Genomic DNA, 24211 nt, shown 5'->3' on the forward strand with positions numbered 1-24211 from the left:
CTCACCTCCGGGCGAGTCGTCGTTCCATCCAACGGTCGAGCGACAGGTACACGACCGGGATCAACACCAGCGTAATCAACGTGGAGAACGTCAATCCAAACAGAATCACCGTCGCCAAGGGCGCTTGAATTTCCGCGCCTTCGCCAAGCCCGAGCGACGCGGGCACGACGCCGAGCACGGTTGCTCCCGCCGTCATCAGAATCGGGCGCAAGCGCACGGGACCGGCGCGCAGGATCGCTTCTTCGCGATCCAATCCTCGGCGGCGCAAACGGTTGATGTAGTCGATCAAGATGATCGCGTTGTTGACGACGATCCCGACCAGCACGATCAGCCCGATGAACGCTCCGACTCCCAGCGCCCGCCCTGTTACCAGCAAACCGAACACGACGCCGACCGCCGTGACGGGGATCGAGAACATGATGACAAACGGGTGAAAAAACGATTCAAACTGCGCCGCCATCACCATGTACACGAGCACGACGGCGAGGGCGAGCGCGCCTTCGAGTTTGCGGAACGCGTCGGTCATCTGCTCCGATTCCCCGCCGTACTCGATGGAATAGCCGGACGGGAGTTGAAGATGCGCCCCGATCGTTTTTTCAATGTCGTCCATGATGTGTCCGAGATCGCGCCCGATGTAGTCGGCGTCCACCGTCATCTCGCGCAAGTTGTTGTAGCGCGAGATCGTGGACGGGCCCTCTGTCGTGTGCACGTCGGCAATCGTGCCCAGCGCCACCGTCGTGCCGAGCGGTGTCGGCAGTTGCAGTTGGCGCAGGCGTTCCAGCGAATTGCGCAGTTCTTCGGGGATTTGCAGCCGCACGTTGAATTCGCCCGCTTGCGTGCGGTATTGCGTCGCCAGTTGGCCTTGCGTGGCGTCGCGGATCAGTTGGGAGACTTGCGCGTTGCCGAGGCCGTACGTGCGGGCTTTCTCCCGGTCGACGATCACTTCGATCTCCTGCGTGAGCCGCTCGCGTTCGGCAGACGCTTCACGCACGCCCTCGACGGCGGAAATCTGCGCCGTGACTTGCTGCGCCAAGCCCCGCAGAAGTTCCGGGTCGTCGCCGCGCAGCCGAATTTGAATCGGCATGCCGGCACCTCCCGTCATTTGATCGCCGGACACCTGCACGTTAAGGCGTGCGTCGGGGATGTTCGTCAAACGGGCACGCAGATCGTCGGCGACGGCGACGGTGGAGCGGGATCGTTCGCCGCGTTCCTTCAGTTGCAAATTCAGCACGGCTTTGTGCGTTTGCACGCCTGCTGTCGGGTTGTACGAAGTTCCGCCGCCGATCGTGACGAACGTGGTGGCCAGTTCGGGGAGCTCGGAGATTTTTTGCTCCAGCTCGGCGACGCGTTGGCTGGTTTTTTCCAAAGGGGTGCCGGGTGTCAACGTCATCGTGACTTGGATCGCCCCTTGATCGCCCTTGGGCAAAAATTCTTGGCCGATCAGCGGATACGCCGCCGCGGTCAGACCGAGCAGGAGCAACGTGGTCAGGTAGACCGTTTTGCGGTGAGTTAGCGCCCAACGCAGCAAGTGTTCATACGCGCGGGAGAGGCGTCCGAGCGTTTCCGCCTCGTGGGATTCCGGGTCTGCGGAATCGGCAAGTGGGGCTGCGGGCAGGGTTGTTTTTTCCCCGCGCAGGAAGTAGTACGCGAACATCGGGACGAGCAACAGCGCGCTGAACAGCGACGCCAAGTGCGAAAACGTGACGGTCAGCGCCAAGGGGCGGAACAGTTGCGCGGCGAGGCCCGAGACGAAAATGATCGGGGCAAATACCACGACCGACGCAAACGCCGCGCTCGTCACGGCGAGCGTCACTTCGCTTGCGCCTTCCAGCACGGCTTCGTACAGCGGCCGCCCCATCTGGCGGTGGCGGAAGATGTTTTCGAGGATGACGACCGCCGTGTCGACCATCGCGCCGACGCCGAGCGCGAGACCGCCCATCGTGAGCATGTTCACCGATTGTCCGGCGAAATAGACCATGATAAACGTCGCGATGATCGACACGGGGATCGCAAGCGATATGACCAGCGTACTGCGCCACGAGCGCAAAAACACATACAGGATTACCACGGCAAAAACGCCGCCGAGCAGCATGTCGCGGGTCAGCGTGGCGACCGACTGCTTGATGTACGTCGCTTGGTCAAAAAGCGGCGTGATCTGCACGTTCGCGGGCAACTGCTGTTGCAACGTCTTCAGCGCGTCGGCGATGCCGCCGGAGACTTGCACGGTGTTGGCGTCGGACAGCTTTTGAATTTGGAGCGAGACGCTGGGCTTGCCGTTCATGCGGGAGAGGTTCGTTTGCTCCGCGAGCGTCCATTCCACGTCGGCGACGTCGCGCAGGTGGAAGCGGTTGCCTTGCGGGCTTGCCAGCGGCAGGTTGCGAATGCTTTCCACGTCGGGGAAGTCGCCGCGTATGACGACCGCCATGTCGCGCTCCGCTTCCCGCACCAAGCCGCCGGAGAGCGTGAGGTTCTCGCTGGCGAGCAGTTGCTTCAAGTCTTCCAGCGTCAGTCCGCGCGCTTGCAAATCGTAGGGGCGCACGGTGACGCGGACTTCCGATTCCGCTCCGCCGGAGATTTGCACGGCAGCGACGCCTTCGACGCGCGAGAGTGTTCGCTTGACGGTGTCGTTCGCAAGTTTGCCAAGCTCTTGCAAGTCTTTGCCGCCGATCATGCTCAGTTGCACGATCGGGAGCAAGTTCGGGTCGAAGCGGATCACCGTCGGCGTCTGCGTGCCTTCGGGGAGGCTGGATTTCACATAGTCGATCTTCTCGCGCATCTGCAGGGTGGCAAAATCCATGTTCGTGCCCCAGTCGAACTCGACGAGTACCAGCGTGCCGCCGTTGCGGGTGGTGGAGGAGATGTTTTTGACCCCGTTGGCGGTGCCGAGGATTTCTTCGAGCGGGCGGGTGATCATCGTCTCGATCACTTCCGGTCCGGTGCCGGGGCTTTGCACGGTGACGGCCGCCAGCGGGAACGTCATGCTGGGGAAAAGTTCCACCGGCAACCGAAACAACGACACGCCGCCGAGGATCACCAGCGCGATGATGATCATCGTCGCGGCGACAGGGCGTTTGACGGAGAGTTCCGAGAGTCTCATGAGGAAGTCTCCGTTCCCGGCGTTCCTGAAGTTTCCGGCGTTATTGAAGTTCCCGGTGTTCCCGAGGAAATCACTTTGATTTTCGTGCCCGGTTGCACGCGGTCAAGACCTTCGTGGATGACGGGGTCGTTTTTTTGCAAGCCGCTGCGGATTTCGGTGTAGGTGCCGTTGTTGTAGCCGGTGGCGACGGCCCGTTTGACGGCGGTGCCGTTTGGGGCGAGCAGGACGTAGGTTTTTTCTCCTTCGTGCAAAATCGAAGCGGTCGGCACGGAGAGCACGCCTGCGTGCGGATCGAGCGTGATCGACGCAAGGCCAACTTGACCGGGCTTGAAGTCGCCGGTTGCGTTTTCGAGTGTCGCGTGCGCCGTGAACGACTTCGCTTGCGGGTCGAGCGAGGGCGAAACCGAACCGAGTGTCGTCTGCACCGCCGCGTGCTCGCCGACTTGCACGTTGGCTTTCTGGCCTTGCTTCAGGCGCGTCTGCATCGTCGGGTCGACGAGAATTTCAAAGTCCACGTTCGACACGTCGCCCACGGTGAACAACGGCACGCCGGGGCCGGAGGGAGTTCCGGCGACGGCGGTCTTGCTGAGAATGACCCCGTCAAACGGCGACGTGATGTGCGCCGCTTGGACTTGCGCTTGGGCGAGCCGCAACGCTTGATGCGCCTGCACGAGTTGCGCTTGGAGCGTTTGCAAAAGCGGCGCTTTAAACAGATCGAGGCTTTGTCCCACAACCGCTTGTGTTTGCAGGAGAGACACTTCACTCTGTGCGCGTTGCAATTGTTGGGAGATCGCGAGCAGTTTCGGCAGGGCATCGGGCCCTGGTTTTTCCAAAACAGCCGCTAAGGTGGCGATCTGCAACTGCATTTTCGTTTCAATCTGCGAGATTTTGCGCGAGATGTCGCCGGGCAGAGCGGACGCCGAGGCGGTCGACGCGTTCGATGAGCTGGAAACGTCGAAGCCCGTTGGCAGAGCGGCGGTTTGCAGACGGCGAATCTGCGCTTCGAGGCCGGCGATGGCGGTTTTGGCTTCCGTCAGAGAGGCTTGTGAGCTGCCGGTGTCGAGCGTGGCGAGCTCTTGGCCTTTTTTCACGGAATCGCCGACCTGGACGAGTACCGCTTGCACGCGACCCGCCGCCGTCGCCAGCACGGGTGTCTGTTCGCGGGGCATCACGCGTCCCGGCAGCACGAGCTGTTCCGGCAGGTCGCGCGGGGCGGCGCGCTCGACGGAGACGGGGATGACCGTCTCGGTCTGCGCCGTCTGCGGGGACTTGGCACACCCGGCGAGCAGGAGAGTCAGCAAAGACAGTTGCAGCCCGGTTTTTTTCCAATGCAGGTTCATCGGCTCACCTCCACTCCGAGTCAAACATTTCCAATGCTGGTGGATGTAGTGTGAGTGTTTTTCCTGTTTCTTATGAGTGGACATTGCGAATTGAAATGTGAAGAAATCGGAGGGAATTTAGAGAAATTCGGAGCCAAAAAAAGATGATCCAGCCAGATGCCGGATCATCGCCTTGAATCCTTCGACAAGGTTCGGTATATTTTCGGTAAAGAAACGACGTGAATCGACATCGTTTGTCGAAACACCTGAGTCCGGTTTCCAGTTTGCTTTCATGTTTACGAACTCATACTCTTCCCGTGAAAGCACCTACATACTAAGTACGCCTTGTTGCAGAATCGACTGCGGCAGGGCGTATTTTCATTATGGGGCTTCCGTTTTTGGATTACGTGGAGCGTCGATGCAGCAAGCGGTCGACCCAATAGCCGATGCCGCCGCCGCCCATGATCGTGATCAAATCGAGCAAGAGCCGGATGAACTGCTCTCCGTAGAAGCTGAAGCCGTAGTGCGGATGACGAAATTGGTGGACGAGAACGGCGAGCACGACGATCCCGGCGACGGCGAGCATGGCGAAATAGACCCCGCGAATTCCGAAGATCAAGTAGAAGAAAAAGCCCAGCAACAACGTTGCCACCAAGTGCGGTTGTTCGGCGGTGGGCATGACGGTCATGTTGGCGATCAAATAGAGGGTGAACACCACCCAGGCGAGCAACCACTTTTTCACGTAGGACGCCTCCCTTTTCGTTAGTCCAAGCATATGTCGAATGGGGGATTTTTACGACAGGAGGGTTTTGGGAGGTGTGGAGGGGGTTGACAGGTGGAGAGCGTGATGATATAGTAATGCTTGTTTCCGCTATGCCGGTGTAGCTCAGTTGGTAGAGCAACTGACTTGTAATCAGTAGGTCGCGGGTTCGATTCCTGTTGCCGGCACCACATGATGTAATCGAAGGCGTCTTCCTGCGAGGAAGGCGCTTTTTTGTTGGTTTTTTCGTACATCATCAGAGGAGGGTTTGCGGTGAAGGAAATGCAGGAAGCGTTTGAGACCATGCAAGAGAACTGGCGGATGATGCAGTCGAGCGACTTTGATTCGGCGGCGGAAGATGCGGAGCGGTTTGAGGGGTCTTTTTACAAGTTCATCGACGCCGTGCGCGAGTGGGTGGACGCGTTGCAGGAGAAACCGGCGACGCTGGAAGCGCTGTTGGCGCGACCGGAGTTGCAGGCGTTTGCGGATGAACTGCCTGCGCCGCTTCTGTTGAACTTCGAGACGGAGCTGGAATTGATTTTTGAAGGGATTACGCGGGAAGAGGACGAGAAGTACGATTGAGGTTTTTAATAGAGGGTGAGCGAAAAATCCGTGGCTGCGTGCGCACGGATTTTTTTGTAACCTTTTTCCAACGGGACTCGTCATGTACGTGAGGATTTTGAGGGGGAGGTGCTTCCGTGTCGGAAAAAGAAACGGTGTTGCTCGACTGGATTGAGCGGCACAGCGCGTTGCTGATCCGCACCGCCTACTATTATGTGAGAGATCGGATGGTGGCGGAGGACATCGTGCAAGATGTGTTTGTCAAAGCGTTCGACCGGATGGAGGAGTTTCGCGGGGACGGGCGCGTGGAGGCGTGGCTGTCGCGGATGACGGTCAACGCGTGCAAGGACTATCTGCGGTCGTGGCGGCACCGCAACATCGTCGTGCAGGAGTTTGTCGGCCTGAAAGCCACGACGAGCTCGGCGGAAACGGCGGCGCTCGCGCAGGTGCAGAACCAAGAGTTGGCGGCGCGCGTCTTGAAACTGCCGGTGAAATACCGCGAAGCGGTGGTGCTGCATTACTTCGAACAACTGAAAATTCGTGAAATCGCCGACCTGTTGGAGCTGACGGAGTCCACCGTCAAAGTCCGCCTGCACCGCGGGCTCAAGAAGTTGCAGCAGGAACTGGGAGAGGAGGAACGAGCTTTATGGAACGTGTAAAAAATCACATGGAGCAAGCACGTTTGCATGTGCATGACGCCCTTCAGGTGACACAGGAGGATAAAAAACGTCTCGCCGAAGCCGTGCTGAAGCGCGTGCGCACAGGAAACCGCAAGGCGCGAACCCGTGCGGTTTCGAAAGTCGCCGTCCCGATCGTGGCGGCGGTGGTTTTGATTGCAGGAGGCACCGGATTGCTGAAGGCGGGGTACTTGGGAGGCGGAACCAGCGCAACGAAGCCCGATGTTCCCGTGGCGGTGACAGAATTTCCCCCGGATGTGCCGCAACCGCCGTCTGACGTCGCGCCGCTGACGGCACCGAAACTCGATATGAATCAAGAAGTGGAGCAGATGACGATTGTGAACGCTGATCGCACTGTACTGGATGTGCATCACAATAAGGCTACCGGACAAAGCGTCATCGTCCAATTGAATCCGGACGGCTCGAAAAAAGTTATGCATATGAATGTGCGGGAATTAGGGTCGTACATCCTTACCTACGACAAAGACAATCACCGGACTGACGCGGTGTTCCACAAACATCCGCCGATTAGCGACGGCTACGACTCAGACATCAAGGAATGGCAGACCGAGTCGCAGCAGATGCTGGAGGGGCGGACCGATGTTCAAAAAGACGTCGTCGACGGCGTACCAGTCCTCGTCGTCCGTCAGCCCATCGCCCCCAAGGACGGTCGTAACCAAGTCGAGGCGGTGTACTACGACGAAGCCACGTTGTTGCGATTGAAAAGGGAAGTCTATACGGAGGGCGTGTTGGACGAGGTGCAGACTTTCACGTACAGAACGATGGACGCAAAAGACTTTGACCCGAAATTTTTCGAGATTCCGAAAGGGAGCTATAAGAGCGATCAAGGGAACCAAATTGTCGAGAAGCAGTAGGGAATAAGTACGAAAAGAGATAAAAACAGCACCCATGACGGTGCTGTTTTTGATTTGTAATTAATAATGATTCAACGAATCTCTTCGTGTATTTGGTGATTTGTAATAAAATAGGGTGAAATGAGGTGATGTGATGTTACACGCAGACCCTTACGCCCTGCGTTATGCTGCTTCACGTTTTACCGCCGGAGCCCAAGAACTACATCGAATCGCAACCCAAGCGATCGGACACAAAACTGAACTGGTTACGACCGATTGGCGAGGGACGGCCTCTCAAGCTTTTGATCGAAAAACGGAAATACAAGCAGGCTATCTGAGACGGAATGCCGAAGTCTTGGAAAAAGCAGCCCCGATTCTCAATACGCTTGCGAACCAGATCGATCACATCATGGAACTTCAGAGACAGGCGGACAGGTACGAGCAGGCGAGTTGGAAATACAGCGGGGATACGATCGATGACTTGCACCATCGGCAAAACCTTGCGAGACAAGCGGCAACACTCCGCCAACAGGCTGTATGGGAAGCCAATCAAGCCGATTCCACTGCGGCTCGACAGCTTCAAGAGTTGATGAGTTTGATCCCTGGGTTTGGCGATCTGTTAAGTCAGTACCACGAGATGCCGGACAACAACAAGATCAATCAGCAACTTTTAGAGGCTCTTCGTCAATATTACATGTCAAAACGAAGTGATTTATCAGAATCCGATCGTGCAGAAGATACCAAAGATTATTTAAAATTCACCCCTGGCTTGGACAACCAAGAATTATACAATCTGCTGGAACGTCTAGTGTCCACCGATGAACGTGCTCAGCGTTACCAAAAACTCGTCCAAGACCCAAATTTCGATGCAAAAGCACAATTGAAAAACGACCCCGGATACGTGGGGTACGCCTTCGAACAAGGCATGGAGTCCGAAAGTCCAAGCGGCTCGGCGGTTGCGGGTCTTCAATTTTCGATGATGATCTTAGGCATGCTGAAGCCCAAATTTCAGGCGGAAAAAGGAACTTTCACTGGCGGTGGTGAAGGAGTAGCTGAGGACAAAAATGTAAATTTTGTTCAGACGAAAACTGTTATCAGTCCTAGTATGGAAGTTAAGATTTTAGAGGGGCAACGCAAAGTACCCAAGAACGAGTTGATAGGAGGACATTCTCCCAAAATAAACAATGAAAATGAGGGTTTCGCAGTTGAAGTGTTATCAACGAATGTGGATGGTACGATGAATGTTATGTTTACCAAACAATTTCCAGATGGTAACATTTCTAAGCTCAAAAAGAGCACTTTATTCCCAAAATCGTGGAGCGATGAACAAATCCTTGCCAGCATTATTGAGGTTGGAAATACACCTGCGATCTCCACTCGTTTAAGAGCTAGAGCTACTTGGCATAGAGCGATCATTAACGGTATTGAGATAGAAGTGCTAAAAATTGGCGAAGACGTAACGAGTGCTTACCCGACAGGTACAATCCATGCGCCGCGCCCAGCGGGTTTTTGACATACTGAATTTTTCACGATAGGTGGGGTATACATGTATCAAGTATTAGATCGTCTTCTATCAGCTGAAACAACGGTAGATTCTTGGTATGACGATGGTTGTATCATTGCCGGTGAGATTTTGTCAGAGTTTACCCATACAGATTGGGAGGAACTCACAAACAATGTGCAAAAAAAATCAGTTGAATGGCAAAAAAAATTAGCGTACTGTTTGGATAGCACCTGCAATGAATATGAGCTGAGTATTCTTTTGTCATTGCTTAGCACGGAAGATGAGGAATTATTCGAAATATGTATTGATACCCTACGAAGTTTTACAACGATGGAGAGCAAAATCATGATACTTGAAAACCCACGCATAATAGAGCGAGTGAATGAATTATTATCCACAGTAAGCCTTCCTGTGAAAAAAGTATTGGAAGACTTTCTTACGAAAATTCAATCGTAATATGACTTGTGAAACGAAAGTAACAAAAAAGAGCCGCTATCTAAGCAGGCTCTTTTTTGTTTTTTTGGTGGCAATACCCAAGGGCTAGATCTGATAGACCCGCGCCTCATGCGGCCTCAGCGTTGTTTCTTGAATCGACTCCTCACCGGTGACGTCCGCATAGTTCGCGATCACCAACTCCTTGCCGGACTCGTCATACCCAGCCGGAAGCGTGAACGTGTTCTCGCGGTCGGAGTGGTTGAGCATCACCAACCAGCGCGTCCCTTCAAACTCGCGCTTGTAGATGTACAGCTCCTCATGCCCTTCCGAGAGGTCGAAGTAGTCGCCGTACACCATCACCGGGTTCTCTTTGCGCAGTTGAATCAGCTTCTTATAGTAGTAGAACACCGAATTCGGGTCGGCGAGGGCTTGTTCCACATTGATCTCCGTGTGGTTCGGGTTGACTTTGATCCACGGCGTGCCCGTCGTAAACCCGCCGTGCTCGCTCGCGTCCCACTGCATCGGCGTGCGGGAGTTGTCGCGGGAGAGCGGCAGCAGGCTTTCAAATACTTCCTGCGGGTCGCGGCCCGCCGCCACCAAGTCGCGGTACTTGTTTTTCATCGCGATGTCGTCGTAGTCCTCAATCGACGAGAAGCGCACGCCAGTCATCCCGATCTCTTCGCCCTGGTAGATGTACGGCATGCCGGGCAGCGTGTGGACGAGCGTGCCAAGCAGTTTGGCGGACTCCACGCGGAAATCGCGGTCGTTGCCGTAGCGGGTGACTTGGCGGGTGTGGTCGTGGTTGTTGAGGAATTGCGAGTTCCAGCCTTTGTCTTTGAGCGCTTGGTACCAGCGGGTCTGGATTTCCTTGAAGCGCAGCATGTCCCACGACGGCATCTCGTCCGCCACTTCAAAGTGGAACAGCGTGTTCAACTCGCCGCGGTCTTCGCCCGTGTAGAGCGGGCCGTCCTCCGGCTTGATAAACCCGAGTTCGCCGACGGTGAGGATGTCGTAGTGCTTCAACACTTGCTCGTGCATCTCATGCAGGTACTCGTGCACGCCGGGGTTGTTGGCGAGGTAGGAGATGTCTTCCGGGTGCTCCGCGTCCGGGAAGCCCTCCTGTTTGGCGAGCAACGCGACGGCGTCCATGCGGAATCCGTCGATCCCCTTGTCCAGCCACCAGCGCATCATGCGGTAGATCTCTTCGCGCAACGCCGGGCTCTCCCAGTTCAAATCCGGCTGCTCGACGGCAAACGAGTGGAAGTAATACTGACCGGTCGTTTCGTCCAGCGTCCACGTCGACGGCTCAAAGTAGGAGCGCCAGTTGTTCGGCGCGCTGCCGTCCGCTTTCGGGTCGCGCCAGATGTAGTAGTCACGCTTGGGGTTGTCTTTGGAAGAGCGGGATTCGAGGAACCACGGGTGCTGGTCGGAGGTGTGGTTGACGACGAGGTCCATGATCAGTTTCATGCCGCGTGTATGTACTTCTTGGAGCAGCGTTTCCCAGATTTGCATCGTGCCTGCTTTTTCCATGATCGTGGTGTACTCTGAGATGTCGTATCCGTTGTCGCGGTCGGGCGATTCGTAGCAGGGGTTCAGCCAGATCACATCGACGCCGAGGGATTGGATGTAGTCGAGTTTGGCGATGACGCCTTGCAAGTCGCCGAAACCGTCGCCGTTCGTGTCCAAGAACGAGCGCCAATAGATTTGATAAACGACTGCTTCTTTCCACCATGTTCGTTTCATTTGGCACACTCCAGTTTAATAAGGGTCTTTTTTTATTATCAAGGTTGGGCGGGGGAAGTGCAACCTTTCGCGGGATCGATGCGTCTAATGGGTAAGAATGGGAGGAGATGGTTCGGGGTGAAAAAAGCAGGGTGGCTGGCTGTTCTGGCAACGGCGGGACTGATAACAGGCTGTGGAACCAGCGGCTCCGCGGTCGAGGGCCAATTTTCGGTCGACAAAAAGATCGGCGGTGCGCAGATCGAAGGATTTCCGCAACCTCCTGTGGCGTTGGAAATCCACATGGCGAATGAAAAAACGGGCTGGGCGGTCTCCGCAGGCAATGTCTTCCGCACGGAAGACGGCGGCGGGCATTGGATCAACGCGCTGACCTTTAACTATACCGACACGATGAGCCCCAGTGAACTCAAGCCGCTCGACCCGGCGAAACTGCACACCGCGTACAACGGCGCCGACGAGATCTGGGTTTCCGAAGCGGTGGAAGCGGGAATTTCCCCGTATGTCGTCCAACACACCGCCGACGGCGGGCGCAGCGGGTTCAAAAATTGGGACACGCATTCCGCGCCCAGCGCCGGAGAGATTCAGTTCGTCGATTCCAAGCACGGCTGGATGTTGGAGCGCATGGGCGGGGCGACAGGCAACGACATCGTAGGACTCAACCGCACGGAGGACGGCGGCGCAACCTGGACACGGGTGTCGGGGAACGACAAACACGACGGCAGCGACACGTTCCCGTATGCGGGGCTCAAGTCGGGTGTCTCGTTTGCCGATGCACAGCACGGGTTTGCGACAGGCTATTTGCGGGATGTGGAGGTTCCGTTTTTTTACAGAACGGACGACGGGGGCAAGACGTGGAAACAGCAGGACTTGCCGATCCGCAGCGCGACGATCACGACGCAGCCGCCGGAGTTTTTCAACGACGGCAAGGACGGCGTGATGGCGGCGGTCGACGGCCAGGAGTTGAACGTGACGTTCTTGATCACGCACGACAGCGGGCAGACGTGGCAAGCGACGACGCCGCGCCCGTTCCAATTGCGCTCTCTCAAAGACCCCGCAATTGAAAAAAACGGCCTCCGCATCGACATGGTCTATGATTTCGCGGACGCAACACGCGGCTGGGTGATGGATCAGGCGGAGGACCTGTACGCGACCCAGGACGGCGGCGCGACGTGGGAGGCGATTCCGGTTCCGGAGGACAGCGCGTTGAAGCAGGCGATGAATGAAAAGCGGGTCAAGCAGCTGGATTTCGTGAGCGATCAGATCGGATGGGCGCTGCTGGTGAAACCGGGCGGGTTGGGCGAAAGTATCATCTTGAAAACGGAAGACGGCGGTCATACTTGGCGCTAAATCGGGCATACTATCCAAAAATTGGAGGTGCAGCCCGTCATGAAAAAACGTCTCGCCACGTACGCAACTCTCGCGCTCGCCGTTCTCACTCTGACCGCCGCCTTTCCGGCGACCGGCCTGCAGGCGGTCACGCGCGAGACACGGGAGCAACTGATGGAAGACGCGATGTTGACCGCGCTCTCTGCACCGCTTCATCAAGCGGTGCAGGAGCATTACAAAACCAACCCGCCGCGCTTTGCGATCCGCGACGCGCAGGTGTTACATCTCACGCATGACGCGCACGACCCGGCGACGTACACCGTTCGCGTGCAACTCCGCATGCTCGACGACGCCACGCAACAAGCGAAATCGCGGGATATCGTCACAGTGCGCGTGCAACCGGGAGCGTCAAAAGTGCTGGGGTATGAGACGTACCCGGTGGAAGCGCGGAACCACGCGTAAGTTTTGCAACCGTTTGTTTTTGAAAAAAGGAGCCCACATGCGCAGGGCTCTTTTTTGTGTGAAGCTGTAGAAATAGTAGTCGAAATTATCTGCTGATTCAATTACAATGTGAAGTGTAGCATCTTCCATTTTTTTCTTTGCTGAAAAAGTCTGTTTCCGTTTGCATAGAATTCACGACTTATAGAACAGGGGGTTTTTCATGTTGAACTACGGCAAACTCTCATCTGCCAATGATTTGAACTGGTACACAGACGATCCGATCTTGACGCGCTACGCCAAGCGCTATTTGCCGCCTGCTGTGTTGTCCTATCTAGAAGAGACCTTCCAAGCGACAGGCAAACTCGTCGCCGGACCGATGGACCGCCGCGCCGTGCACACCGACCGCGAAGGCCAGCCGCGTTTGATCCGCTACAATAAGAAGGGCGAAGAAATCAATGAAGTCTGGTACAACGAAGGCTACCTGCAAACGGTGCGGGACGGTTACGGCACGGGAGTCGTCGGCTTGCGATATGACGAAAACGCGCCGGAGAAAGTTCCGTTTTTGGCAAACGGGATTTTGTTTTATCTGCTGACGGAGACGGAGTGCGGTTTCACGTGTCCGGTGGCGTTGACGCAATCGGTCGCGTTTGTTCTGGAGAAGTTCGGCACAGAGGAGCAAAAACGCACGTATCTCACGCGGCTTGCCTCCATCGACCCGGACGTGATGGAGCAAGGCGGGACGTTCCTCACCGAAATCCAAGGCGGCTCCGACGTCGGGGCGACGAAAACGGTGGCGGTTGCGGAGGGCGATCACTACTTACTGACGGGGGAGAAGTGGTTTGCGAGCAACTGCGACGCGGAGATCTCCATCACGTTGGCGCGGGTGAATGAGAAAAAATCCACCGCCGGCCTCGGGCTCTTCCTCCTGCCGCGCACCCTGCCGGACGGCACGCGCAATCCCGGGATCAGCATCCGCCGCCTGAAAGACAAACTCGGCGTGCGGGCGGTCGCGAGCGGGGAGTTGGTGCTGAACAACGCGGTTGGTTATCTGATCGGGACGCTCGATCACGGGTTCAAGTACATGGCGGAAGCGTTGAACGTTTCGCGGTTGGACACGGCGCTTGGCGGGCTGGCGATTGCGCGGAGGGCTTTCTTGGAAGCGGCGGTGTATACGAGCCAGCGCGAGGCGTTTGGAAATGTGGTGGCGCGGTATCCGATGGTGCAGGAGACGCTCGCGAACCTGATCACGGAGATCGAAGCGGGCTGGGCGATGGCGGCACAGATGATCTCGAAGTTTGATCAGGTGCATACGTACAACACAGGCACGCAGGATGACTACCTGCTGATGCGGATCTTGCTCTCGCTTGGGAAGACGCGCCTCAGCGACTTGGGAGTGACGGCGGCCCGCCAGTCGCTTGAACTTCACGGCGGGAATGGCTACATCGAAGAGTACGTCACTCCGCGCCTCCTGCGTGACGCGATCGTCAACCCGGTGTGGGAGGGGACGGCGAACATCCAAGCGCTGGAAGTCCTCAAAACTCTGCATCGTGGAGGTGCTGCGCCGTTCGTGGCGGACTTGCAAGCGACGCTGGCTAGCCTCGAACACCCTGCTTTGAAAAAACTGCACCCTCAACTCTCGGCAGAAGTTGCCCGCGCGCAAGAGTTGATCTCCCACGTCTTGCAACAAGACCAACGCCAACAAACCGCCCTTGCGAAGAAGTTGGCGGATTTCATGTACGACGTGTACACCGCCGTCCACTTGGCGGAGGAAGCCCAGTACGATCTCCTGAATTCGGGCGACGGCAGAAGACTGTTGGCGGCGGAGCAGTGGGTGAAGCTGGTGTTCTCGAAGGATGCGGATCGCGGAATCCTCTCTGGCGAAGTGCTGACCGACGAGCAGTTTGAAGCGTTGGTGGCGTTTGGAACATGGAGCGTTTAGGGCAGAAAAAAGCAACGAGTCCGCGCTCGTTGCTGATCATGGTCGTTGTTTTTTTGGTGTTTGGGATTGGAAAGATGTGGTATGGGGATTCTTCTGATACTCTGGAAGGGGCCATCCGCAAACTTTGGAAGTTTCCCGTTACGGTTGTGATGTCGGAAGATGCTCACAACGGCGTGATCTTCAAAGAGAAAGAGATGTATGTTTTTAACACGTATGACAAGTGGCTTGGACGGTACTTCTACTCGGGGAGTGGAGAAGACGGCTGGAGATATGACGTGGGATTTGACGCCATGATGCTGCGGACGATCTATCAAGAGGGGATTGGGGATGTCGTTTGGGGTGTGGTGGACACCGTGAAGCCAGTGAAGGAAGTCGAGGTTCTGTTCATTGACAGGAAAGACCCGACACACACGATCTCCATGAAAATCCCCGTCACGAACAAGGGGTTTATCGGCTATCAAAAGAACCAGTTATATGTGTCTGAGACGGACGCTGCCAACAAGTGGCAAGTTCACGCTGTCGTCTACGCTTCGGACGGTTCTGTATTAATGAAGAAAGATTTCTGATACCAGATTTCTGATTGTGGAGATGAAACCATGGAACGCAACATCACCTTAGAAGTCATCACAGACGGCAACATCGAGGCGTGCCGTGACCTGTGCAACGAATTGATGGCCTTCCAAAAATCGCAAGCGACGCTCGCGCCGGAAGCATTTGACGCGATGAATTTTGACACACGCATGAAGAAGGGCTTTGAAAGCGCATTGGAGAGTCAAGTTGTGGTGGTGAAAGACAACGGGGTGCCGGTTGGGTATGTTTTTTCTACGATCGACATGGTAGAGGGCGAAACGAACGCGATCCCGGACTGGGCACCAGTGAAGGACCCGTCGACCGCGCAGGGTTTCTACCCCGACTGGGTGCAATTCCCCCAAAAGATCGGCCTGCTGAACAACCTCTACATCCGCGACGACTACCGAGACTTGAAGCTCGGCTCCCAGCTGTTCAACATGTCCATCGACTGGCTGGAAAGCCACGCCGACGTCGATCTGATTTTCATCTACATCTCCAACGGCAATGACGCGGCGCTCAATTTCTACCTGAACCGCGGCTTCACCTACAGCCACGAGGTATTCGGCGGCTTCATCAAAGCCGTCTATAAAGAGAAAAAAACCTGGGTGTTTTGAAGTATGAGGAAATTTATTTTTTGATAAATGGCAATATACTTAGATTTTTTATTACCTAGTAGATAATGAGGCTATTTCAGAATGAAATACTTTCGATGCATTGATCAAAGAGAGACTAGTGTAATAATCTAATGAAGGAATTTCTGTTTATTTGTAGAATAACGTAAATGATAATTTGGATTGGAGTGAAGAAAATGTCCGAAATTTTGGCTCTGCAGGAGCGCGTCAAGAACACAATTCAGCTAGGGGAAAGTCATTTTAGGGAATTTAAAACCGCACTAGAAGGTAAACCTGAATCAAAAAAACCAAGATTATCCAAAAAGATTTGTGAAGATATTGGTGAAGCATTAGTGTCATTTGCTAATGCTGATGGAGGCGAATTATTAATCGGGGTAGAAGATGATGGAACGGTAACAGGCGTTCCGCATAACGAAGAAGACATTCAATTTATGCTTAATGCATTTAGTTCTCATGTTCATGCCGATAGCCAACTACCAATGGTTCATAATACAAGGTTAGTTATCGATGGTAAAGTGATATTATTCTTTTCTGTATCAAAAGGGATTGATGATATTTATCAACTCCCGGATGGGCGTTGTGTTAGAAGAAAAGACAAAGCTACAGTTCCTGCGAATTTTAGAAGAATAATAGTGGAAAGGCAAGAGGTTAAATCAAGAGAATATGACAGACAGTTTGTGGATAATGCTACTATAGCTGATCTTGATATTCTCTTTGTGCAATCTATGGCAGATAATTACTTACGGGGAATAAGTGTAGAGAAATACCTACAACAGATAGGGTTAGCTGAATATACAGTTAACGGAATAAAACTTCGTATGGCGGCATTATTACTTTTTGCAAAAGACATTCAGAAATGGCATCCTAGGTCAAATTTCAGAATTTTAAAAGTCGCTGGTACCGAATTAAAACCCGGTGGGAATTATAATGCTTTATCTGATGAGACTGTACAAGGGAATATATTTGAATTATTAGTTCGCTCATGGGAGGCTCTTCGTCCGTTTCTAGCTTACAAAACAGAGTTTGGGTCGGACGCTAAGTTTGAGCAAAAATATATTTATCCTGAAGGGGCGTGTCGTGAGGCGCTTGTAAATGCCATTGCTCATCGAGATTATACTATTCAAAGTGGGATTGATGTATTTATTTTCGATGATAGGATGGAAATAAAGAGTGCGGGTGCCCTGTTGTCAACATTAACAATAGATGGTTTAACACAGTTGTCAGGTATACACGAATCTCGAAACTCTCTTATTGCTCGCATTCTTCGTGAAAACAAGTTTATGCGTGAATTAGGCGAAGGGATGAAACGGATCTTTGATCTCATGGAAGAACATGAGCTGGAAAAGCCTGTCTTGAAGTCTGAGAATAACAGTTTCAGTGTTACATTGTTCCATAAATCAGTCTATACACCGAGACAATTGCAATGGTTAGCTATCTTTGATGAGTATGAGTTGACAAACTGGCAAAAGAAAATTATTGTTCTTGGCATGGATGATAACCCATTTTCTCAAAAAGATATTTACGATGCGATGAATACAACTGATAGAAATACATATGATACCGAAGTGACTGGTTTAAGGAAAATGGGGATTCTAATTCAATTCCGAACTCATGGAGAAGCCATGAAGTTATCTAGGCAACGAAAAATACCAAAACAGCAGGTTCCGAGATTTAAGGTTCATATTCCGGATAATAATTCTACGGGAAATGACGACCCCATCCACATTTCAAAAGTCCCTCTTAATTTAAGGGAAGATGATGTAAAGCGGTTGCTTAGCGTTTATGGGAAGGTAACAAAAGTTGTGTTGCCAAAAACCCCATATGATGATCGTATTCAAGGATATGGTTTTGTTTGGTTTGAGAATGACGAGGTGAAGTATGAAGTTTTAAATAAGAAGGTTTTGGACTTTGGTGCGTTTTCAATTAGAGTAAATGAGTACAAACCTAGGTTGAAAGGGAAGAGAAGAGAAGGATCACTCATTAGGTGAGATGATTTTTTATGTTAGCTTTTTTATCGAGAACTATAGATAAAGATCTCATACACCCGCAGAACCCCATATACCGCCTGCAACACTGGGAACTCTGTTGCAGTTCGCCCGTGTTTCTCCGCGAGCGAGAGGAGGTAGCCATGCAGATGATCCGTCTCGACGGAGAGGCCTTTTTCCATGTCGTAGAGCATGGAGGCTTTCATCCCGAAGGGGGAATTGACCACGATCTGATACGTTTTTTCCTCGACATCCTCTTTGGTGGGGGCGCCGGCGAGTCGCGTAATCTCCACAATCTCCGCCAGCAACTTCTTGCAGGTTGCATGCCCGTGCGCATCCGCCATAATCGGCCCGAGCGACGAGCGGAACAGGGTCGTGATCCCGCTGATTACGGCAATCGTGATGTATTTATGCCACACATCCCGCTGCACGTTCTCGCTCAGAATCACATCAAAACCCGCACACGACATATGCTCCAAAATCTTCTCCACCCGCTCCGTACGCCCGCCGTCCCATTCGCCGAACGTCACATCATGCCTAGGGCTGCTATGTACAATCCGACCTTCCGCATCCAGCGTCGTCGAAATGAAGCACAGCCCGCCGAGCACGCGTTCCTTCCCAAACGCCTGCCACAGTGTTTCATAATGCCCGTACCCGTTCAATAACGGCAAAATCACCGTCTGCTCCGTCACATACCCGCGCAAATCCTCCACAATCTGCCCCATATGATACGCCTTCACCGAAAGCAGCACCACATCAAACGGCGCGTCAGCCTCTTCTCCGGCGACCAGCGTCTTCACACCCGCCGACCAATTCCCGGCGTGACTCTCAATCACCAACCCGGTCTGCTCCAACTGCGCCCGACGACCCGAACGCACCAAAAACGTCACATCTTCGCCCTTCTGCACCAAACGCCCGCCAAAATAACCCCCGACCGCACCGGCTCCAACGACCAGAAACTTCATTCTCGTCCGCCTCCTCAAACAATTCTGTCTCCTCTAGTATAGAAGAAACGGAAAACCTCAGCAAACCCTCCACACTTTGTGCTTTTTTGCACTTGCTTCCTGTGGTATGATAGTTGATAAATGTCAATGAAAAGTAGGTGTGTCCGGTGAACAAAACGATCTATGATGTAGCCCGCGAGGCTGGCGTGTCGATGGCGACGGTTTCCCGTGTCTTAAACGGGACGGCGGTTGTGAAGGAAGAGACCAAAGCCAAAGTTCAAGCGGCGATTGAGAAGCTCGGGTATCGACCGAATGCGGTAGCGCGCGGTCTCGCCAGCAAGCGCACGAAATCGATCGGCGTCATCCTCCCGGACGTTTCCGACCTGTTTCATGCAGAAGTCCTCCGCGGCATCGAGGACATCGCCACGATGTACCAATACCACATCATCCTCACCAACTCCGATGCCCGCGAAGACCGTGAAGTCGATCTGGTCGGCACCATGTGGGAAAAGCAGGTCGACGGGTTGATTTTCATCTCTGAAAAAATTACACCGAAGATTGTAAAAACTTTCGAATCGGCACAATTGCCTGTCGTTCTCTGCGCCACCGAAGACCCGGAACACCGCATCCCGTCCGTCGCCATCGACAACAAGCAAGCCGGCACGGACGCGACCCGTTATTTTCTCAACCTCGGAGTGGACAAGATCGTGTTTCTCGGCGGTCCGACTTCGCAGCCCGTCACGATGGAACGCTTGGCCGGCTATGAAAAAGCCCTCGCCGACGCCGGTCACGAATTCAACCCGGCGTACGTGATCCACGCCCGCGATTCGCACTACCAAGCAGGCTATGACGTCTCCAACGAATTCCTCAATTCCGGCTTGAAAGCGGACGCCGTCGTTGCCACCTCCGACGAACTCGTGCTCGGCTTCCTCAACGCCGTGCGCGACCGCGGCGGCAAAGCGCCGGACGACGTGATGTTGCTCAGTTTCGAAAACACGCGCCTCACGACCATCGTGCGCCCGGAACTGACGACGATCGCCCAGCCGACTTATGATCTCGGAGCCGTCTCGATGCGCCTCTTGACCAAACTTCTCAACGATGAAGCCATCGAAGAATACACCGTGCGCCTCCCGCATTCCATCTTGGAGCGCACGTCTACCAAACGATAGAGAACTGATCGTGGAAGAGGCCCCGCATGCGCACGCTCGACATGCGGGCTTTCGTCTACCTGACGAGGTGATCCCGTGTCCCAAACCAACAAACCCCGCGTGCTCGTCACCCGCGAAATCCCGGAAGCGGGCCTCGCGATTTTGCGCGAGGCGTGCGAGGTGACCGTTTTTTCCTCCGAACGGCAACCGACCCGCGAAGAACTGCTGGCGTTGCTCCCGAATTACGACGGCCTGCTCTCGATGCTGATCGACATCCTCGACCGCCCGATGCTTGAAAAAGTCCCGCACCTGCGCGTGATCAGCAATTACGCGGTCGGCTACAATAACATCGACATTCAAGCCGCCACCGAACTCGGCATTCCGGTCACGAACACACCGGGCGTGCTGACGAACGCCACCGCCGACATCGCGTGGGCGCTGCTCATGGCCGTCACGCGCCGCATCGTGGAAGGAGATGCGTACGTTCGCCAAGGAAAGTGGGTCGGCTGGTCTCCGGACCTCTTGCTCGGCATGGAACTCGGCGGCAAGACGATCGGCATCGTCGGGGCCGGCCGCATCGGGCTCGCGGTGGCGAAACGGGCGCGCGCGTTTGACATGAACGTGAAGTATTACAACCGCCGCCGTTTAGATGAAGAAACAGAACGCGAATACAGCTTGAACTACGTCGATCTGGACACGCTCGTCCGCACATCGGACGTAATCTCGCTGAACCTGCCATATAATCAAGAGTCGCACCATCTCTTCAACGCCGACTTGCTCTCCCGCATGAAGCCCACCGCGTACTTGATCAACACGGCGCGAGGGGCGATTGTCGACGAAGCAGCTCTCGTCGAAGCGTTGAAAAAACGCCAGCTGGCGGGCGCGGGCCTGGACGTTTTTGAAAACGAGCCGTCCGTTCATCCGGGATTCCTCGAACTCGACAACGTCGTCCTCGTGCCGCACTTGGGCAGTTCCACGCGGGAAACCCGCGACAACATGGCGATTCTCGCCGCAGAGAATCTCGTACGCGCGTTGCAAGGACAGCGTCCGCACTCTCTCGTCAACCCAGAGGTTTACTCATAAGGAGGCATACATACCATGTTTGAAAAGTGGATTGAACAACATCGCAGCCAGATTATCGAAAACACGCAAGGCATCTTGCGCATCAACTCGGTCGGCGGCCCGGCGAGCGCTCCGGATCAACCGTTCGGCCCCGGCTGTGCCGAAGCGCTGGAGTACGTCTTGAACCTCGGCCGCGAGATGGGCTTCGCGGTCAAAAACGTCGACGGCTACGCGGGACACATCGAATTCGGCGAGGGAGACGACTACATCGCCGTCCTCGGCCACCTCGACGTCGTGCCGGTCGGCACCGGCTGGACGTACCCGCCGTTTGGCGCGGAAATTCACGACGGCAAAATGTACGCACGCGGAGCGATCGACGACAAAGGCCCGTCGATGGCCGCACTGCACGCCCTGCAAGCCGTGAAGGAATCGGGCGTCAAACTGTCGAAAAAAGTCCGTGTCATCTTCGGGTTGGACGAGGAATCGAACTGGCGCTGCATGGATCACTATTTTGAAAAAGAGCCGAAGCCGCTCGGCGGATTTACGCCTGATGCCGACTTCCCGCTGATCTACGCGGAGAAGGGCATCCTCTGCTTCGACGTGATTCGAGATCGCAAAAGCCAAGAGAGTGCGACGGTCATCGTTCGCGAAGTGACGGGCGGCAACCGGATCAACATGGTGCCGGATCACACCGCGATCGTGCTGGACGTCAAGGGCGTGGACATCGACCAAGTCGTGAAGCAGATCGGCGAGATCGCCGAGTCGTACAACATCCAGCATGAACTGGAAGTCGGCGACGACACGATCAAAATCCACGTCGCCGGGGTTTCTGTGCACGCCGCCGCTCCGCAGCACGGCGTCAACGCGATCCGCCAAGCGGGTCGACTGCTCGCGGAACTCGACACCGCCGAACGCGACCTCTGGACGTTCATTTCGGAAGTCGACACCGAAGGCGACCGCCTCGGCATCCAATTGGTCTGCGATGTGACCGGCCCGCTGACCAACAACATGGGCCTCGTCCACGTCGATGAAAAAGCGGCGAAGTTCTCCTTCAACGTCCGCTTCCCGGTCGACCAAACGTCGGAAGGTCTGCTCTCGATCATGCAAGAGAAGCTCGGCCCGGACGGGTATACCGTCGCGATGAACGAGCACGCGAACATGGAGCCGCTCTATGTGCCGAAGGACTCGGAAATCGTCCAGAAACTGCTCAGCGTCTACGAGGAAGAAACCGGTGACAAAGCCGAGCCGCTGACCATCGGCGGCGGCACGTACGCACGAGCGATTCCCAACGCCGTCGCGTTCGGGGCGCTGTTCCCGGGCCAAGAAGAGCTGGCTCACCAGCGCGACGAAAACTGGGCGGTGGACGATCTGATCCGCTGCACGAAAATCTACGCCAAAGCGATTTATGAGCTGGCGAAATAGAAGGAAACACGCAGTTTTGTAACTTTGCCTCTGAAATTACGAAGGGCCGCAGAATCCAATCGCGGCCCTTTTTTTGTTGTATTTAGTAAGAAACCGGAGCTTGATTGCATGATTGAATACCAAGAATAGGTTCGTTATACTATTTTTATGATCGTAATTCCTAGATGATAGGTAGGGTTCTACATGGTGGAAGCAGATCCACAACAACTTCGATTCCTTGCACAACGCTTCGCAGGAGCAGCCAACGACATTCGAAGGCAATCCTCCCGCATCGAAACACAGGCGCATGCACTCGTACAGGGGGCGTCCGGTTGGAAAGGGCAAGCGGCTGACAGTTTTGTCACGAAAGCGGAGTTTTTGGCGGGTGAGTACAAAAAGTACATCACTACCTTTGATGAGATCAGTTCCACTTTGAGTACGTTGGCGTACAAGGTCGAAACCATTCAGCAAAAAAGACAGAACCTGCAAAGACTTGAGAATCAGCGCAACCATCTGCATTGGAGTGCCAATCCGGCAAACGATGCGGAAATTGCGTATCTGGACGGGCAAATTGCTTGGTTGGCAGGAGAGATTGAAACCGAGAGCTGGTACGCGGATCAAGCGGCGGCGACGGCGTTTCGGGGGATTGATCTCATGGAGGGTTTCCAATCGCTGTGGGATGTGGTCAAACGAGGGTATCATGTGGCGGAGGTCTACACGGAAGATGTGGTAATCCCCGCATTAGATGCAGTTTGGAAAGACGTTGAAGAACATCCGGAGGAGTACCTGAAAAAGTTCGGGAATCTCCTCTTAGACGGTGTGGAGGAGTTTTTAGGAATCCCGGAGATCGTGGAATCTTGGAATACACTCACAGATTCCAACAGTTCTTGGGGAGATCGTCTGGAAGCCGCGGGATCGTTGATTTTCAACGTTGGGACCGATGTGTTGATGGTGGTCGGCGTTGGGGAAGAAATTCGCGGTGCCGAACTCTTGGCGAAGGCTGGGGCGAAGTTTGGCCCTGCTTTGCAGAAGTTGCAGCAAGCACGGGAGTATGGCAAACAAGTCCTTGAAAACGGAGCCCGCTTCTATCGCGAAGTCAAAAATGGCGACCGGGAGATCACACTCTTTCGCGGCATGGGGCCTAATTACGGACTGGCGACGGCCGGCGGAGCGGATGTAAGAGCCGCGCAAGGGTTCTCTTTTTTCAACAAAGCGGACGAGAGTGTTGTCCGATTCTCCGGGAACCTAAACGGACAATCCATCGAGAAGGCATCCAAAAAAGTAGTGCCCGAAGGCTATGACAGTGTGGAGCAATTCCTTGCTTCAGTTGAGGAAGTAAAAGGGTATGAAAGCAAGGAGGAGTTCGCAAGGGTCGTTGAGAATACGGAAAAGTACTTGAATGAAGGGACGAGGAACAAATCTCTCGTCAATGGGAAATATGCGGGTAAAGAGTATAAAGGTGTGGAATTTGATTGTATCGGCTACCCGATTTTTGGTCCATACTCAAAATTCGAAGCTAAGATTCATCCAAATGATTTTTTAAAGAATGACGACTATCATTTTGCCAACGCAACGAAACAAGTATCCGTGGCGATCCAAAATGGAAGTCTTGATCGTAGTCTTTTCACAGACAAGCAATTATCGGACATTGAAAAGGGTTTGAAAAAAATAGAAGGTTATACTTGGCATCATCATCAAGTGGAAGGAAAGCTGCAACTTGTTCCAACTGAAATTCATTTTCCTACGAAACACACAGGAGGAAGAGCGATTTGGGGTGGGGGAGAGAGTTGCAGGTAAGCGAGAGTCAGCGATTTTT

The 24211-nt window shown here is 54.3% G+C and carries 21 protein-coding genes and 1 tRNA gene; 16 read left to right on the top strand and 6 right to left on the bottom strand.

Annotated features, from left to right (window positions below):
- Window position 1: 1 nt before the first annotated feature.
- From EL26_RS04750 to EL26_RS04760, 4 genes are all read right to left on the bottom strand, one after another.
- Window positions 2–3097, bottom strand: coding sequence for an efflux RND transporter permease subunit (locus EL26_RS04750; RefSeq protein WP_038085064.1), 3096 nt, complete (start codon window positions 3095–3097; stop codon window positions 2–4).
- The gene (locus tag EL26_RS04755; protein WP_038085066.1) at window positions 3094–4437 is read right to left on the bottom strand and encodes an efflux RND transporter periplasmic adaptor subunit; all 1344 of its coding nucleotides are present in this window, start codon (window positions 4435–4437) and stop codon (window positions 3094–3096) included. The genes EL26_RS04750 and EL26_RS04755 overlap by 4 nt, the downstream gene beginning before the upstream one ends.
- Before the next feature lie 117 nt (window positions 4438–4554).
- Window positions 4555–4710, bottom strand: a complete 156-nt coding sequence (locus EL26_RS25325; RefSeq protein ID WP_161780658.1) for a hypothetical protein — start codon at window positions 4708–4710, stop codon at window positions 4555–4557.
- Window positions 4711–4819: 109 nt separating this feature from the next.
- Window positions 4820–5158 carry a hypothetical protein gene (locus EL26_RS04760; RefSeq protein ID WP_038085068.1) on the bottom strand — a complete coding sequence of 113 codons (339 nt, stop codon included), beginning with the start codon at window positions 5156–5158 and terminating at the stop codon, window positions 4820–4822.
- A gap of 133 nt (window positions 5159–5291) precedes the next feature.
- Here EL26_RS04760 and EL26_RS04765 point away from each other — a divergent pair.
- The 6 genes from EL26_RS04765 (at window position 5292) to EL26_RS04790 (ending at window position 9228) form a co-directional block, all read left to right on the top strand.
- A tRNA-Thr gene (locus tag EL26_RS04765) sits at window positions 5292–5367 on the top strand.
- A 91-nt stretch (window positions 5368–5458) separates the two neighbouring features.
- Entirely contained in the window at window positions 5459–5758 is a 300-nt protein-coding gene (locus EL26_RS04770) for a hypothetical protein (RefSeq protein WP_038085187.1), read from the top strand.
- Window positions 5759–5874: 116 nt separating this feature from the next.
- Complete coding sequence (locus EL26_RS04775) at window positions 5875–6396, top strand: sigma-70 family RNA polymerase sigma factor (protein WP_052036001.1); 522 nt, start codon at window positions 5875–5877, stop codon at window positions 6394–6396.
- Entirely contained in the window at window positions 6384–7289 is a 906-nt protein-coding gene (locus tag EL26_RS04780) for a hypothetical protein (protein WP_038085070.1), read from the top strand. The genes EL26_RS04775 and EL26_RS04780 overlap by 13 nt, the downstream gene beginning before the upstream one ends.
- Before the next feature lie 133 nt (window positions 7290–7422).
- Window positions 7423–8781, top strand: coding sequence for an EndoU domain-containing protein (locus tag EL26_RS26145; protein ID WP_238546048.1), 1359 nt, complete (start codon window positions 7423–7425; stop codon window positions 8779–8781).
- Window positions 8782–8814: 33 nt separating this feature from the next.
- The gene (locus EL26_RS04790; RefSeq protein ID WP_038085073.1) at window positions 8815–9228 is read left to right on the top strand and encodes a hypothetical protein; all 414 of its coding nucleotides are present in this window, start codon (window positions 8815–8817) and stop codon (window positions 9226–9228) included.
- Between the two features lie 84 nt (window positions 9229–9312).
- Here EL26_RS04790 and EL26_RS04795 read toward each other — a convergent pair whose 3' ends face one another.
- On the bottom strand, window positions 9313–10950 hold the full coding sequence (locus EL26_RS04795; protein ID WP_038085075.1) for a glycoside hydrolase family 13 protein: 1638 nt from the start codon (window positions 10948–10950) through the stop codon (window positions 9313–9315).
- A gap of 117 nt (window positions 10951–11067) precedes the next feature.
- Here EL26_RS04795 and EL26_RS04800 point away from each other — a divergent pair, with 117 nt between their 5' ends.
- The 6 genes from EL26_RS04800 (at window position 11068) to EL26_RS04825 (ending at window position 17843) form a co-directional block, all read left to right on the top strand.
- Window positions 11068–12294 (top strand): WD40/YVTN/BNR-like repeat-containing protein, encoded by a 1227-nt coding sequence (locus EL26_RS04800; RefSeq protein WP_038085077.1) that lies wholly within the window; start codon window positions 11068–11070, stop codon window positions 12292–12294.
- 39 nt (window positions 12295–12333) lie between these two features.
- Window positions 12334–12735, top strand: a complete 402-nt coding sequence (locus tag EL26_RS04805) for a DUF3888 domain-containing protein (protein ID WP_038085078.1) — start codon at window positions 12334–12336, stop codon at window positions 12733–12735.
- Window positions 12736–12934: 199 nt separating this feature from the next.
- Window positions 12935–14653 (top strand): acyl-CoA dehydrogenase family protein, encoded by a 1719-nt coding sequence (locus EL26_RS04810; RefSeq protein WP_052036002.1) that lies wholly within the window; start codon window positions 12935–12937, stop codon window positions 14651–14653.
- Complete coding sequence (locus tag EL26_RS04815) at window positions 14641–15219, top strand: hypothetical protein (protein ID WP_038085080.1); 579 nt, start codon at window positions 14641–14643, stop codon at window positions 15217–15219. Before EL26_RS04810 ends, EL26_RS04815 begins: the two co-directional genes overlap by 13 nt.
- Window positions 15220–15249: 30 nt before the next feature.
- Window positions 15250–15837 carry a GNAT family N-acetyltransferase gene (locus EL26_RS04820; protein ID WP_038085081.1) on the top strand — a complete coding sequence of 196 codons (588 nt, stop codon included), beginning with the start codon at window positions 15250–15252 and terminating at the stop codon, window positions 15835–15837.
- A gap of 194 nt (window positions 15838–16031) precedes the next feature.
- Window positions 16032–17843 (top strand): ATP-binding protein, encoded by a 1812-nt coding sequence (locus EL26_RS04825; protein WP_038085082.1) that lies wholly within the window; start codon window positions 16032–16034, stop codon window positions 17841–17843.
- A 23-nt stretch (window positions 17844–17866) separates the two neighbouring features.
- On the opposite strand, the gene EL26_RS04830 is transcribed toward EL26_RS04825, so the two are convergent.
- On the bottom strand, window positions 17867–18805 hold the full coding sequence (locus tag EL26_RS04830; RefSeq protein ID WP_038085084.1) for a ketopantoate reductase family protein: 939 nt from the start codon (window positions 18803–18805) through the stop codon (window positions 17867–17869).
- A gap of 146 nt (window positions 18806–18951) precedes the next feature.
- On the opposite strand from EL26_RS04830, the gene EL26_RS04835 reads away from it, so the two are divergent.
- The 4 genes from EL26_RS04835 to EL26_RS23460 all read left to right on the top strand — a co-directional run bounded on the left by EL26_RS04835 (window position 18952) and on the right by EL26_RS23460 (window position 24192).
- Window positions 18952–19953 carry a substrate-binding domain-containing protein gene (locus EL26_RS04835; protein WP_038085086.1) on the top strand — a complete coding sequence of 334 codons (1002 nt, stop codon included), beginning with the start codon at window positions 18952–18954 and terminating at the stop codon, window positions 19951–19953.
- Window positions 19954–20028: 75 nt separating this feature from the next.
- Window positions 20029–21015, top strand: a complete 987-nt coding sequence (locus EL26_RS04840; RefSeq protein WP_038085087.1) for a 2-hydroxyacid dehydrogenase — start codon at window positions 20029–20031, stop codon at window positions 21013–21015.
- A 15-nt stretch (window positions 21016–21030) separates the two neighbouring features.
- Window positions 21031–22416, top strand: coding sequence for a dipeptidase PepV (gene pepV, locus EL26_RS04845; RefSeq protein WP_038085089.1), 1386 nt, complete (start codon window positions 21031–21033; stop codon window positions 22414–22416).
- Between the two features lie 183 nt (window positions 22417–22599).
- Complete coding sequence (locus EL26_RS23460) at window positions 22600–24192, top strand: HNH endonuclease (RefSeq protein ID WP_052036003.1); 1593 nt, start codon at window positions 22600–22602, stop codon at window positions 24190–24192.
- Window positions 24193–24211 lie beyond the last annotated feature (19 nt).

Origin of the sequence: Tumebacillus flagellatus, assembly GCF_000714935.1 — a bacterium.
Lineage (GTDB): Bacteria > Bacillota > Bacilli > Tumebacillales > Tumebacillaceae > Tumebacillus > Tumebacillus flagellatus.